At 38.9% G+C, this 14,336-nt stretch carries 14 protein-coding genes; 7 read left to right on the top strand and 7 right to left on the bottom strand.

The features are described from left to right. Positions 1 to 55: 55 nt before the first annotated feature. The 3 genes from trmD to ABEG20_RS18105 all read left to right on the top strand — a co-directional run bounded on the left by trmD (position 56) and on the right by ABEG20_RS18105 (position 2,462). Positions 56 to 730, top strand: a complete 675-nt coding sequence (gene trmD, locus ABEG20_RS18115) for a tRNA (guanosine(37)-N1)-methyltransferase TrmD (RefSeq protein WP_010600017.1) — start codon at positions 56 to 58, stop codon at positions 728 to 730. Between the two features lie 138 nt (positions 731 to 868). Further along, positions 869 to 1,216, top strand: a complete 348-nt coding sequence (gene rplS, locus ABEG20_RS18110; protein ID WP_057930964.1) for a 50S ribosomal protein L19 — start codon at positions 869 to 871, stop codon at positions 1,214 to 1,216. 70 nt (positions 1,217 to 1,286) lie between these two features. Then, on the top strand, positions 1,287 to 2,462 hold the full coding sequence (locus ABEG20_RS18105; RefSeq protein ID WP_406824656.1) for a mechanosensitive ion channel family protein: 1,176 nt from the start codon (positions 1,287 to 1,289) through the stop codon (positions 2,460 to 2,462). A 377-nt stretch (positions 2,463 to 2,839) separates the two neighbouring features. Here the strand turns inward: ABEG20_RS18105 and ABEG20_RS18100 are convergent, their stop codons facing one another. The 3 genes from ABEG20_RS18100 to ABEG20_RS18090 all read right to left on the bottom strand — a co-directional run bounded on the left by ABEG20_RS18100 (position 2,840) and on the right by ABEG20_RS18090 (position 6,478). Continuing rightward, positions 2,840 to 3,499 (bottom strand): phosphatidylserine decarboxylase family protein, encoded by a 660-nt coding sequence (locus tag ABEG20_RS18100; RefSeq protein WP_406824655.1) that lies wholly within the window; start codon positions 3,497 to 3,499, stop codon positions 2,840 to 2,842. A gap of 55 nt (positions 3,500 to 3,554) precedes the next feature. After that, entirely contained in the window at positions 3,555 to 4,097 is a 543-nt protein-coding gene (gene hpt / locus ABEG20_RS18095; RefSeq protein WP_406824654.1) for a hypoxanthine phosphoribosyltransferase, read from the bottom strand. 215 nt (positions 4,098 to 4,312) lie between these two features. Next, complete coding sequence (locus tag ABEG20_RS18090; RefSeq protein WP_406824653.1) at positions 4,313 to 6,478, bottom strand: transglycosylase domain-containing protein; 2,166 nt, start codon at positions 6,476 to 6,478, stop codon at positions 4,313 to 4,315. A gap of 131 nt (positions 6,479 to 6,609) precedes the next feature. Between ABEG20_RS18090 and ABEG20_RS18085 the strand changes: the two genes are divergently transcribed. From ABEG20_RS18085 to ABEG20_RS18070, 4 genes are all read left to right on the top strand, one after another. After that, positions 6,610 to 7,686, top strand: a complete 1,077-nt coding sequence (locus ABEG20_RS18085) for an Mrp/NBP35 family ATP-binding protein (protein WP_406824652.1) — start codon at positions 6,610 to 6,612, stop codon at positions 7,684 to 7,686. Between the two features lie 34 nt (positions 7,687 to 7,720). Continuing rightward, positions 7,721 to 7,966, top strand: coding sequence for a NifU family protein (locus tag ABEG20_RS18080; protein WP_090497495.1), 246 nt, complete (start codon positions 7,721 to 7,723; stop codon positions 7,964 to 7,966). Positions 7,967 to 8,019: 53 nt separating this feature from the next. After that, complete coding sequence (locus ABEG20_RS18075; protein WP_406824651.1) at positions 8,020 to 8,655, top strand: hypothetical protein; 636 nt, start codon at positions 8,020 to 8,022, stop codon at positions 8,653 to 8,655. 118 nt (positions 8,656 to 8,773) lie between these two features. Further along, on the top strand, positions 8,774 to 9,274 hold the full coding sequence (locus ABEG20_RS18070; RefSeq protein WP_406824650.1) for a hypothetical protein: 501 nt from the start codon (positions 8,774 to 8,776) through the stop codon (positions 9,272 to 9,274). Between the two features lie 161 nt (positions 9,275 to 9,435). Here the strand turns inward: ABEG20_RS18070 and def are convergent, their stop codons facing one another. The 4 genes from def to ABEG20_RS18050 form a co-directional block, all read right to left on the bottom strand. After that, entirely contained in the window at positions 9,436 to 9,996 is a 561-nt protein-coding gene (def, locus tag ABEG20_RS18065) for a peptide deformylase (protein WP_205056946.1), read from the bottom strand. 147 nt (positions 9,997 to 10,143) lie between these two features. Next, positions 10,144 to 11,376: a M16 family metallopeptidase gene (locus ABEG20_RS18060; protein WP_406824649.1), complete on the bottom strand. Its 1,233-nt coding sequence runs from the start codon at positions 11,374 to 11,376 to the stop codon at positions 10,144 to 10,146. A 26-nt stretch (positions 11,377 to 11,402) separates the two neighbouring features. Next, complete coding sequence (locus ABEG20_RS18055; protein WP_406824648.1) at positions 11,403 to 11,855, bottom strand: hypothetical protein; 453 nt, start codon at positions 11,853 to 11,855, stop codon at positions 11,403 to 11,405. Positions 11,856 to 11,972: 117 nt separating this feature from the next. Then, positions 11,973 to 14,123, bottom strand: a complete 2,151-nt coding sequence (locus ABEG20_RS18050; RefSeq protein WP_406824647.1) for a S9 family peptidase — start codon at positions 14,121 to 14,123, stop codon at positions 11,973 to 11,975. Positions 14,124 to 14,336 lie beyond the last annotated feature (213 nt).

Raw genomic sequence — 14,336 nt, 5'->3', positions numbered from 1 at the left:
AGATTGCAAATAGATATAACAAAGGTAATTTAACTCAAAAGGCTATCTTTGTCACATGCGTTTCGATATTATTACAGTTTTACCCGCTTTATTAGAAAGCCCTTTTGCCCATTCTATTTTGCAGCGTGCACAAAAAAAGGGCATTGCAGAAATTGTTGTGCATAATTTAAGGGATTATGCCACCAATAAACAGAAAAGTGTAGACGATTATCAGTATGGTGGTGGTAGCGGTATGGTAATGAGTATTGAGCCTTTCGCAGCTTGTATTGAAAAACTTCAGGCAGAAAGGGAATATGATGAGATTATATTCATGAGCCCTGATGGGGTTACTTTAAACCAGAGTACGGCCAATGAGCTATCTATTAAAAAAAACATCATTATTTTGTGTGGCCACTATAAGGGCATAGATCAGCGTATACGCGATATTTTCGTAACAAGAGAGATATCTGTTGGTGATTATGTTTTGAGTGGAGGAGAGCTGCCTGCTGCCATTGTGGTAGATGCTGTGGTGCGTTTAATTCCCGGGGTTTTAAATGATGAGACTTCTGCCCTTTCTGATAGTTTTCAGGGCGAGCTGCTGGATGCACCGGTTTATACCCGCCCTGCAGATTGGCGCGGACATAAAGTGCCGGATGTTTTACTGAGCGGCCATGAGGCAAAAGTGAACGAATGGAGGCACGAACAGGCTTTGGAACGGACTAAAAGCCGCCGTCCTGACCTTTTGGAATAGAAGCATTTAACGCAATCGAATGTGGAATTCATAAAGAATGTGGAAAAAATTAAAATAGGTTTTTTTTTCTCAAAAATAATCCCTAATATTGCAATCCGATTTTCACGGGATGAAATATCGATTTAATAGCTTAAAATCATGGATTTAGTAAAATTTGTTGAAGAGCAGGCCATCGCGAAAAAAGATTTTCCTGCGTTCAAGTCTGGCGATACAGTGAGCGTACACTATAAAATTCGCGAAGGTAATAAAGAACGTGTTCAAATTTACCAAGGTGTTGTAATACAACGTAACAGTGCAGGTGCTAATGAAACCTTCACCGTTCGTAAAATGAGCAACGGCGTTGGTGTTGAGCGTATTTTCCCTTTTAGTTCTCCAAACATCGAGAAAGTAGAAGTGAATAGCTATGGTAAAGTTCGTAGAGCGAAATTGTTCTACTTACGTGCTTTAACCGGTAAAGCTGCTCGTATCAAATCTTTGAGAAAATAATATTCTTTATTATAAAATATAGCCTTCACGATTAATTTCGTGGAGGTTTTTTTGTTTGTACCTTTGTTAAATGTTAGATTCTGCCTTTTTCGACCAGGTTTTTTGGGGTAATACCATAAAAGCCTATTTCCTTTTTGGAGGAATACTCCTTTTTGGCTTGGTTTTTAAAAATATTGTTTCCAAGCTGTTAAGCAGATTGCTTTTTAAGCTTTTCAGGAACTTTTCAAATCAATCACATGATGATGCTTTTGTGGCCCTACTGGTAAAACCCATAGAAGTTTTTATTCTTTTAACCACACTTTATCTTTCTATCAACCAATTAAAACACCCGTTAGAGGTAACTGTATTTCATTACAGCAAGTTAATTGGAAAGGTTAAAGAATCTATACCGGTTTCCATTGGCGATTGTGTAGACCGGATATTTTTGTTTGGGATCATTCTCTCAGTTTTTTGGATTATTTTAAGGATAATCGATTTCATTAGCCATGTTTTATTGTTTAAAGCATCGCTTACGGAGAATAAGGCTGATGATCAATTGGTGCCTTTTTTAAAAGAACTGCTTAAAACAACGGTCATTTTTATCGGTTTTTTTACCTTGCTGGGTTTTGTTTTCGAAGTTAATGTATTGACGCTGATTACAGGATTGGGTATCGGTGGTATTGCTATTGCTTTGGCTGCAAAAGAGAGCTTAGAGAACTTAATAGGCTCATTTACCATCTTTTTGGATAAGCCTTTTACAGTTGGCGATCTGGTAAAGGTTGATGGTGTGGAAGGTACTGTGGAAAAGGTTGGTTTCAGGAGCACAAGGATCAGAACTTCCGAAAAAACTATGGCAACTTTACCCAACAGGGGCATGATTGACGGGGTTTTAGAAAATCTTTCCCTGCGAAACTCGCGTAAAGTATCATTTGTAATCGGACTTACCTACGAAACCAGTTCAGATTCATTAAGAAAAATTATTTTCGAGATACAGGATTATATCAACAGCCATCAAGGCACCAGCGATGACGGAAATGCCTCCTTTAAAAGCTTTGGCGACTCAGGCCTGAATGTGGAAATCAATTATTTCGTAACCGTGCTTAATTATGCTGAATTCCTAAAAATCAGGCAAGAAATTAACCTGGAGATTATGGATATCGTTGTTCGGAATAAATCGGATTTTGCTTATCCTACACAGCGTTTAATCAGCGACAAGCCCGCGGCTCCCGATGGTAAGGAAGAAGTGGGTAACGATGCTACGGATTAGATGGGTTCCGACAAATAACTTCCGTGGTTGGTGCCCTCACAGACCATTGCGATAATTAGAAATTGCCATCCGGAAGGAGTAATGGATAAGGAAAAAGTTGCTTTTTTAGAAAGCAAAGCCTGTGGCATTGATTAAAGTTTGTTCCTGCTTTGCACTACAAGTCCTCTCCCGATGAAAAATCGGGACGCGTTCTTTCCGTTGCTGTCAGGTTTATCTGGCGGCTTTTTATGTTTCAAAATTGAACGCTCCATTTAAAGTTTCCAGGCGAAATCTGTGATCTGTGACCCCACTAACCAATGCAAAAATCCAATAATAGTAAAAAACAAAAAGCCGGATTAGCGTTAACTAAACCGGCTTTTTTATGAAATATAATATCCTCAACTTAAGGTTGCCAGGGTAGTGATCCCACCTTTTACAACCTGGTTTAGTTCTACATTAACTTTGGTGCCTACCGGAAGAAAAACATCAACCCTTGATCCGAATTTGATGAAACCGAACTGTTCAGTTTGTATCACCTGATCGCCTTCTTTTACATACCATACAATTCTGCGCGCTAAAGCACCTGCAATTTGACGGAACAATACTGGCGTACCATTTTTATGTTCAACAACGGTGGTGGTACGCTCATTTTCTGTAGATGACTTTGGATTCCACGCGGCCAGATATTTTCCGGGGTGATATTTGAAAAATTTCACTACTCCCGAAATAGGATTACGGTTAATATGCACATTAATTGGCGACATAAAAATCGAAACCTGTAAACGTTTATCTTTAAAATATTCGCCTTCTTCAGTCTCTTCGATTACCACAACTTTACCATCTGCAGGGCATATAACCAGGTTATCACCAGAAGAGAAGCTGCGGCTTGGGTTGCGAAAGAACTGCAATACAATAATAAATAGTGCAGCGGAAAAGATATAGATAAACCAGCGCAACCAGGTAATGTCATGATATTTATAATCAACGACAGCGTTGATTACGAAGATAAACAATAGGCTTAAGGCAATAGTGGTGTAGCCTTCTTTATGTATGGTCATTGTTTTAGAAATTATTGGGCAAAGGTGCGAAAAATAAATTAATCCAATCTAAAAATTATGCGCCTGTTGCTCTGTAAATATCAGTCAGGTTTCTGCCAAGGCCATTATAATCCAAGCCATAACCCACCACAAACTCATTGGGTATTTCAAAGCCAACGTATTCCAGCGCTTTAATTTCATGTTTTAAAGCACCTGGTTTAAGTAGAAGAGAAGCTACTTTAACTGAAGCCGGATTTTTTTCATTTATCATTTTTAAAATATGCGTTAAGGTTAAGCCTGTATCAACAATATCTTCTACAATAACTATATCTCTACCTTCTAGATTGTCTGGCAAGCCAATGAGTTCTTTCACATTCCCCGAACTAGATGTTCCTGCATAAGAAGCTACCCGCATAAAGGCAACTTCGCAAGGTACATGAATCTCTTTAATCAAATCAGCCATAAAGAGGAAGCTACCATTTAGCACACCGATAAATAATGGACATTTGTCCTCATAATCTACATTCATCTGGATACCCAGTAAACGAATCCTTTTGTTTAAAGTATCATTTTCCAAAAATATCTCGAACTCTTTATCTTCTACTTTTATTTTGTGCATTTTGATGTTAAATAGTTTAAACGTTGGAAAGTTGTAATGTTATCGTTAGTTGTTGTTTTATTGTTGAGGCAGTGGATTACCTTAATCGGCGGGTTTAGTCTAATCGTCTAAATTGTTTAACTGGTTAATCGTTAAGTTAACTGTAAGCCACTAATTGAAAACTGAGAACTGAAAAATGGTTACTCCGCTCCAGCTTCTAAACTCCCTACTCAAAACTATTGCTCCTGGCTCTTTTCCAGTTCCTTTTGGCGTCTCCGTTCTTCTCTTCGCTCCTGCCTTAGCTGCTTTTTAGTTTTAGTGGTATCGGCTGGCGTGTTCATCTGTTTATTGGTTGTAGTATCTTTTTTAGAACTGCCACCAAAAAGGCGCTCAAAGAAACTTTTATTTTTATCGTGTAAAATGACAACCGGCAACCCGTCTCCATCATCGTCAAAAGCAGAGGTATCAACCACAGCAGTATCTGGAGCTAAGTAACGACGCAGTCCTTCCCTGAGGCGAACATTGTAAAAGCCATAACCCGAGGTATCGCTGGGTGTTAAACCTTTTCTGGCCATAATATTACCCATAAACCTGAAATAGTTGAACATGTAAGGTTTGAGGCTGCCATCGGCCATAAATTTGTACATCGAGGCTTTAGGTTTAGGCACTATACTGGCCAGGAATAACCCTTCACCAATGGTTAAATCGGCAGGTTGTTTTCCAAAATAGTACCTTGAAGCCTCTCCTATACCATAAATATTCTGCCCCAGTTCCATAATATTGAAGTATACTTCCAACATCCGCTGCTTACTGATCAGGTGGTTATGTTCGATAAGCCAAACAATCAAAATCTCTTCTGCCTTACGGGCCAATGTTTTCTGACGGCTCAAATACACATTTTTAACCAATTGCATGCTGATAGTACTGCCACCGCGCTTAAATTTCTTTTCCTTAAAATTTACAGCGATGGATTTGCGGATCGATTCTTCCACAAAACCATTATGCGTAAAAAAGGATGGATCTTCTGCGGTTAAAACGGCGTTGATAAAATTCTTTGAAATGGCTGGTAATGGCGTAAAATTTGGATTCGTTGGACCAATGGTAATATCACGCATCGGTTTACCATACTCGTAGGGTGTGTAAACAAACGTATTGTTGATTTTTTGCAGGTTGGTTTTGCCCCACTGCAAAATTTTGAAATTTACCGGTGTGAGTGTGGAGTTGAAGCGGACACTGTCGGGCTCTTTGGTGTCCAGGTAAAAGTTAAGGCTGTATTTAACCTTGCCTTGTACCTTTAATCCCTCCAGTGATTCGAACAGGCCCTGTGGAAAAGCATCCAAAACCCCTTGCGCATCCTGTTCTTCAGCATTGAGCTTTAACTCATATATTTTATTTTTTCCTAATGTATATTTAACAAACGGGTGTATTTGTGCATCTTTCAAGTAGGCTGTAGAGGTACTGTCTAACGCGATGTAATTTGGTCCAACCAAGATATCGGCATCCAGTTTTGCACTTTGTACAATAATATCGTTTGATGCAATACGGGGCTGGTTGATCAACATATTTTTAACTGACCAGGAGCCGGATATCTTGTAATCATCGCCGCTGTATTTGGCATTTTTTAATTCGGTTTGTAAGGTGTCAAAGCTAAGCTTGGCATGTAATTTACTGTTGAGGTAGGGTAATTCCAGCTTTTTTCCATCAGCATAGGCTAAAAAGTTCAACTTTTTACTCCCTGGATCAACATAGCCGTTAATATGCCAGGTAGCTTCGTTATGATTTACATCAATGGTTGATTTTAAATCTCCTCCATCGATTGTGGCGGTGGTTGCAAAACTCAGTTTGGCCGTATCATGATCGTTTAGCTTAAAAATCATGTTTTTTACATCCATGTCATCAGGGATTTTATATAGAACCTGATTTAAAATGTTGCTGGCGATTTCTGATAAATTGGCTTTTTGATTGGTCTGCGTGCTGTCTTTTTTCTTTCGTTTTAAAATGAAATCGATATTGGTGGTCGAATCTTTTAGCACGATGCTAACATAACCTTCTTTCAGTTTTATTTCCGAAAGTTTTACGTTACCCAATATTAAGGGCAAAAGTTTAACGCTAACACTCAGTTCATTAATGTTTGAAAGGGTATCCCGTTCTTTAGGAACGATAGAGATATTAGTCATTTTAACGGTGCTGAGCCCTGCAAAATCGGCTGATCCGATTTTAACCTCCAAATCATAATCTTTATCAGCCTTGGCAATTGCTTTGGCCACCATTTTTTTAAGAAGTGCTTCCCTTTTGCTGTAGGCTATGGCCCCAAAAGCAATACAAACAACAAAAAAAACACCTAAAAACCAGGCTGCGATTTTTAAATATTTTTTGGGGATCTTAATTTTTGGTATTCGCATATAGTCGTTAAAATGATTAATTGCTTAAACGTAACAATTAAATGTTTATTTCGTGTTAAAATTACAGTTAAAAAGCCTAAATAAAAGTATTTGTGGCTATGTTTTGTTAATTTTGAATTTAAATTAATACCATGCAGATTAGCCCGCAACAAGTTTTAGATGCGCTTAAAAATGTTGAAGATCCCGATCTTAAAAAAGATCTGGTTACTTTAAACATGATTAAGGATTTACAGATCACAGATCACCTGATCAACTTTACATTAGAGCTTACCACGCCGGCATGTCCGATGAAGGAAATGCTGAAAAATGCCTGTACAAATGCCATAAAGCATTTTGTATCGCCAGCGGCAGAAGTAGTAATCAATGTAACGTCGAGGGTTACGCAGCCCAGCAATTCATCATCATTAGATAACATCAAAAACATTATTTTGGTTTCATCTGGAAAAGGAGGAGTTGGCAAATCTACTGTAGCGAGCAATCTTGCGGTTGTATTGGCTAAAGACGGTGCCAAAGTTGGCCTTATTGATGCCGATATTTATGGTCCATCGGTACCAACCATGTTCGATCTGGTTGATGCCAAACCAGCTGCCGAAGAAACGGCTGATGGGAAGACCAAGATTTTACCGATCGAAAAGTATGGCATTAAGTTGTTATCTCTTGGTTTTTTTGCTGATCCGGGGCAACCTGTACCCTGGCGTGGACCAATGGCATCAAATGCGGTGAAACAGCTATTTAACGACACCAATTGGGGAGAACTGGATTATCTGATCGTAGATCTTCCACCGGGAACAGGCGATATCCACATCACGATTACGCAGAGTTTCCCGATATCGGGTGCTGTTGTGGTTACTACACCGCAACAGGTTGCACTGGCTGATACACATAAAGGTTTGGCGATGTTCAGGATGCCAGGAATTAATATCCCTATTTTAGGTGTTATAGAAAACATGTCGTACTTTACACCAGCCGAATTGCCGGAGAACAAATATTATATCTTTGGAAAAGGTGGCGGTACCGAACTCGCAGCACGTTTTGATGTGCCTTTTTTAGGTGAAATTCCGATCATCCAGAGCATTTCTGAAGCTGGGGATAAAGGAAAACCTGTAGCACTAAATCAAAACCCGTTGCTGGATGTTGTATTTGGAGATATTGCCAGTAAAATTGCGCAACAGATCTCCATTAACAATGCACAAATGGTGAATTGCTAAAAAATTACTATTTTTATAAATTAAAAGATATATAATGAATTTAACAGAAGAAGTAGAACAGGCATTGGAAACTATCAGGCCGTATTTAAAGGCTGACGGAGGTGATGTTTCTGTTGAAGAAATTACAGCCGAAGGAACGGTAAAGCTTAAGCTTTTAGGCAACTGCGGTTCTTGTCCAATGAGTTTTATGACGATGAAATCTGGTATCGAGCAAGCCATTATGAAAGCTGTTCCACAGATAACCTCAGTAGTTGCCGTTAACATGGCCGAACAAGAATAAGCTTTAACAATATTTAACAAGGAAGTTTTATTAATAAAATTACTTTTGTCTTAATGAGATATTGTGTTATCCTAATTTGCCTTATTTTTTCTGCAACCGCTTTCGCACAACAAAAGCCGGCTCAGGATAAACTGATCCAATTTTCCGGGATTATTACCGATATCGACAGTTCAAACGTAATACCATATGTCACCATTACCAATCTTTCTGCCAGGAGTAAAAGGGTTGGTGCCGATTACAGGGGATATTTTACTTTTATTGTTAACCCAGGCGATACGATTTTATTTACAGCCATTGGTTACAAAAAGTTTTCTACGGTGATCCCGGAAAGTACACCAGACAGCAAGTACACCATTATGGTAAAATTGAAAGCAAATGTGATCGATTTACCTTCGGTGCGCGTTTTCCCCTGGGCTACTACAGAAGAATTTACCCGTGAGTTTTTATCGATGAAACTGGCGGATGACGACATGGCTATTGCCAAAAAGAATCTTTCGCGTTCATCAATTGATGGTATGATTCAAACGTTACCGCGCGACGGACAGGAAATTGGCAGCCAGAACTACCGCTATAATTTCGACAGGATGATCAATAAGAACATGGTGCAAACCAATCCGCTACTTAACCCTTTCGCCTGGGGCAAGCTGATGCAGCAGATCTTTGATGGCGATAAGAGCAGAACGAATTAGTTTTTTAGTCCAAAGTCGTTAGTCGGAAGTCTTTAGTCTTGGGTGTAAGACGCAGCGCAATCGTCATCCTGATCCGATGAGCTATCGGATTTATTTCCTGATCAAGTGCTATCGTAACATGAAACTTTTCCCCGCTCAATCATTTGTATTACATTCGGTTATTTCGGCTGATGAAGCCCTGGCTAATTTATCAGGCGCTTTGTCACAGGATTCAAAGCGTTCAATGGATTTCCTTTCCCCAAATCAAAATATACCATTCAAAGGGTATATCTACGGTTCGACATTTAATATCAAAAGAAATTTATGGTACAGAAACTCATTTCAGGCAGAAATTTCAGGAGAGATATTCGCAGAAAGTGGTGGTTGTAAAGTAACCCTTAAGCTAAGTTTAATGCCTTTTGTAAAAGGTTTTTTAATGCTTTGGTGCTCATTCGTAGCGATTTTTTGCCTGATGTTTCTCTTTGGCTCGATAAATAAGCAAGAGCCATACCTTGCAATTGGCTCATTGATCGCATTGGGCATGATTGGGTTTTGCTATCTGATTGTATCTATTGGCTTCAAATCTGATTGTGAAACGTGCCGAAAAGAACTAAAAGCTATTTTTAAGGTTGAACCGTAAACTATCTTTAAAGGGAAATAATGGTGAGTAAGGAAATCATGTCAAAAAAGATCCTGAAATAAGTTCAGGATGACGCCTGGAGTTTAAATATTGGTAATATTACCTTCTAATAAAAAAGGGAAAACGTTTTCCATTTTCCCTTTTACATCTTCCATCGAAGTCTATCTTTTTTTGCTCTTGTTCGGAAATTTCATTTTGTAATCCGTTTTGATATTTCCTTTCGAAATGGCATCCAGTTTACTTTTGAGCATGGTTTTACGCAAAACGCTTACTTTATCGGTAAATAATTTACCTTCAATATGATCGTATTCGTGTTGGATTACACGTGCTGGCATTCCATCAACATCATCAGTATGCGCTACCCAATTTTCGTCGAAATAGGTAATTTTGATGTTCGGTTTACGCATGATGTTTTCGCGGATATCAGGAATACTTAAACATCCTTCGTTAAAACTCCAGGCCTCACCTGTTTCTTCCAAAATTTCGGCATTGATAAACACTTTTTTATAGCCAGGGTTTCCGTCTTCATCTTCACCGGTATCTACAATAAACAAACGGATAGGCAAGCCGATCTGCGGCGCAGCAAGGCCCACACCATTGGCATAATACATGGTGTCGAACATATCGCTGATTAATTTTTCTAATTCTGGATAATCTTTATCAATATCGGTGCAAACCTTTTTTAAAACCGGATCGCCGTAAGCTACTATTGGTAATTTCATTGTATTGTATTTATTCCCAGATATGGATCTGAACTTATTAATTATTATAAAATGTTGTCGGTCTGAGCCTGTCGAAGACCTATTGTTATGTCCTTCGACAGGCTCAGGATGACAGACCAAAAGATATTTGACCAACAAAAATAACAATTATTCCGCTATTGGGCAGAAAGTAAAGACATTCAGTTGCTCGATATTTAAAATATCATTGGTAACATCTATCATTTGCCTGGTGGTAACTGCGTTAATTTTCTCAAAAACGGTTTCCAAGGAATCTATTTTGTTGTGATCGATCAGACTTTTGGCCATTGAAATGATCAAACCGATCCTGTTTTCTTCTCCTAAAGCAATCTGTCCGATAAACTTGTTTTTGGCTTTTTGAAGCTGCAAATCATTTAAAGGACGCTCTCTGAGCTTTTTGATTTCCTTAAAAATTAAAGATAGTGCCTTAGCCTGTTTTTCTTTATCTGTTCCGAAATAAATAGAAAAGATGCCGGTATCGCTTAGTGGTGAAAAATTGGATTCAATGGTATAAGCAATGCCATATTTCTCCCTGATCTGCAGATTTAATACCGAACTCATTCCATTGCCGCCAAAGTAATTATTCAATAGCATTAAGGGCACTTTTTGCGATTGGTGTGTGGAATATGCCTGTGTGCCCAAAATACAATGTGCCTGCATAATGGGTTTGTAAATGGTGATGTTGCCTGGTGGGAGTATAGCTGGTTTAACCCTCACTTTATTTGGATTATTCTCTTCAACATCTGCAAAATGTTTGTTTCCTTTATATACGACTTGATTTAAAGTATAATTACCTAAAACGGCCACCACGATTTCGTTAGTGCGGTAATTGGTTTTTCTGAAATTGATGACATCCTCGCGTGTAAAGTTTTGAACGGATTCGGTTGTGCCCAAAATGTTATTACCCAAGGCATGCCCGGCGAAAAGCATATCTTCAAAATCATCATTGATGGCTTCTTCGGGTTGATCCAGATAAGAGGAAATTTCATCCAGAATTACACTTTTCTCTTTATCCATTTCTTCTTCAGGAAAAGTGGAATGGAAGAGGATATCGTTGAAAAGATCTAAAGTTCTATCTAAATAAGGATTTAAAAAAGAGGCGTGTATGCAGGTATATTCTTTGGTGGTATAGGCATTTAAATCCGCCCCAACACTTTCCAAACGATTTAGAATCTGGTTCGTGCTCCGTTTTTCGGTACGCTTAAAAATCAAATGCTCTATAAAGTGTGCTAAACCCGCTTTGTTTTCAGGTTCGTCTCTCGATCCTGTGTTAACGATGATGCATGCGTGAGATATGGCAGAGGCCGCGGGCACGTGTAATAAGCGAATGCCATTTGGCAAAGTGTGAACATTGTATTCCATTGAGGGGCAAAGATAAGGCTAATTGCTTATAAAGACCCGGAATCTGGATGTTGCAATTGTAAAGTGGAAATCAATTTATCCTTAGTTGGGCGTTTCAATACCAAAAATATAAAATTAGCTGCCCCGAAAATCAAAAAGAACGAATTACGTGTCATAAAGAAACCAACGATATTAAAGAGGGCTCCACCTTCCAATAAAGCTGAACTAATGATAAATGCACTTTGGTACATGTTGATTTTAACATCATCAGAAGCCGTTTTATCAATTTTAGCGATTAAATTTCGGTAAAAAAAGATACTTGCAGAGAGCGTGATTAATCCCATGACCGGAAAAATCGGGTTAAAAGGTGCCGTTGTTTTAGGATCGGCATCAAAAAACATGATCTCGCGGTTAAGAAATATCGTTACCAGTGCAAAAAGCAGTACGCTTGAGCACAGTGCAAGATGAACGGTTTGTATTGTTTTGAATTTAGTGTTCATGTTGGGATAAGTTTTGATTCAAATTAAAAATACGGCCGTCATTCCTGCGTGGGCAGGAATCTAATGCAGTCAGCTTTAAGATTCCCAATCAAGTTGGGAATGACGAGCCGAGTAAAATTATTTCGTTATGCCTTCCAGCGAAAATAAAAAGGCCCATCTCAAAGAAACATCTTTCAAATAATCAAAACGACCCGATGCACCACCATGGCCAAATTCCATATTGGTTTTAAGCAACAGCACATTTTTGTCGGTTTTGGTGGCCCTTAGTTTAGCTACCCATTTTGCAGGCTCAAAATACTGCACCTGGCTATCGTGTAAGCCTGTAGTGACCAACATATTGGGGTAAGCTTTTTTCTCGATATTTTCATAAGGGGAATAGCTTTTCATATAATCGTAAGCTGCTTTTTGTTTTGGATTTCCCCATTCATCAAATTCGTTTGTGGTAAGCGGAATGCTTTCATCCAGCATGGTGTTAACGACATCCACAAAAGGAACATCAGCAATAAGACCGTTCCACAAATTAGGCGCCATATTGGCCACAGCACCCATTAATAAACCGCCTGCACTGCCACCATGGCCATATAAATGGCCTTTTGAGGTGTATTTCTGCTCAATTAAATACTCCCCTGCCGCAATAAAATCAGTAAAGGTATTTTTCTTCTTCATCAGTTTTCCATCTTCATACCATTGGCGGCCCATTTCCTGTCCGCCCCGGATATTGGCGATAGCAAATACAAAGCCCCGATCCAACAAACTTAAACGGGGTGAAGAGAAATAAACATCGGAATTTGAACCATAGGACCCATAACCATAAAGCAGCAATGGCGATTCACCATTCTTTTCGAAGCCCTTTTTATAAACCAGTGCAATGGGCACTTTGGTGCCATCTTTAGCGGTTGCAAAAATACGCTCAGTAACATAATCTTTTGGATTATAGCCGCCCAAAACCTCCTGTTGTTTCATGAGTTTTTGATCTTTTTTTAACAGATCATAATCGTAAACCGAGTTGGGTGTGGTTAATGAAGTATAGTTGTAACGTAAGGTCGTGCTGTTGTATTCTGGATTCGCGCCAACGCCGGCATCATATACAGGTTCATCAAATTTGATGTAATAATCGCTTTTGTCTTTCTTCAGTACACGTAATTCGGTTAATCCGTTTTTACGTTCAGATAAAACAGTAAAATCTTTAAATTCTTCAACGCTTTCCAATAAAACATCGGCACGGTGCGGAATCACTTCTTTCCAGTTTTCTTTTTCGGTTTTATCCAGCGGACATTCCATTAAACGGAAATTCTTAGCGTTCCAGTTAGTTAAGATCAGAAACTTATCGTCAACAGGCATGACATCATACAGCACATCTTTTGAGCGGGCCGCAAAAACTTTAAAGGGGCTTTCAGGATGGTCGGCATCGATCATTTTATATTCAGCAGTTAAAGTTCCCTGTGAAGCGATGAAGATATATCTGCCGTTTTTCGATTTGCCTACCCCGATATAGTTTGTATTATCTTTCTCGTCGTAAACCACCGCATCCTTTTTGGCATCTGCGCCGAGCACATGTTTTTTAATTTTTTCGCTCAAGAGGGTAACTGGGTTTTTTGACGTGTAAAAGAACGTTTTATTATCGTTGGCCCAGGCTACTCCACCTTCTGTATTGGTGATGGCATCTTTTAAAATTTCGCCTGTTTCTAAATTTTTAATCTTAATGGTATACTGCCTGCGCGAAACCTGATCGACCCCAAAAGCTAAAAGTTTATTATCGGGACTCACACTAAACCCTGTTGCGCTGTAATAGGAATGGCCTTTTGCCAGTTGGTCTACATCCAGCAAAATTTCTTCCGGAGCCGATAAACTTCCTTTTTTGCGGCAATATTTAAAATACTGCTGTCCATCTTCTGTACGTGAATAATAATAGTAACCGTTTTTAAAAACCGGAACCGATTCATCTTTTTCTTTGATCCGGCCTTTCATTTCCTTAAACAGATCAGCCTGAAACTTTTCGGTACTTCTCATCATGGTATCCAGGTAAGCATTTTCTGCTTTCAGGTAATTCACAACTTTAGTACTGTCGGGTCCTTTTTTAAAATAATCGATCATCCAATAGTAGTTATCTCCTACGGTATCGCCATGTATTACTCTTTGATGTGGAATAATTTCTGCTACCGGAGCTTTGGCATCAGGCCACTTTATTGCTTTCATTTCTTTCTTTTGAGGTTGATTACAGGCCGTAATAGCACTAAGCAATATCAGGCCGGGTAAGATACGTTTCATAGCAATTTGATTTAGGGATCAACCGCAATTTAATGAAATAGTTTATTAGTTCAATAGTCATTGGTTTATTAGTGGTTAGTGGGTTAATGCTTTAAACCGGTCGGTCTAATCCCAACCCCAAACGCTAAACGCCAAACCCAATTATCATTTTCGCAAAAATCCACCAAACCTATAGATAATCATCTGAATTAGAAAAATTGATGTTAAATTGCC

This window comes from Pedobacter sp. KACC 23697 (assembly GCF_045348445.1).
GTDB lineage: Bacteria > Bacteroidota > Bacteroidia > Sphingobacteriales > Sphingobacteriaceae > Pedobacter.
Note: the sequence above shows the minus strand (reverse complement) of the source record. Positions and strands in the feature narration are given on the sequence as shown.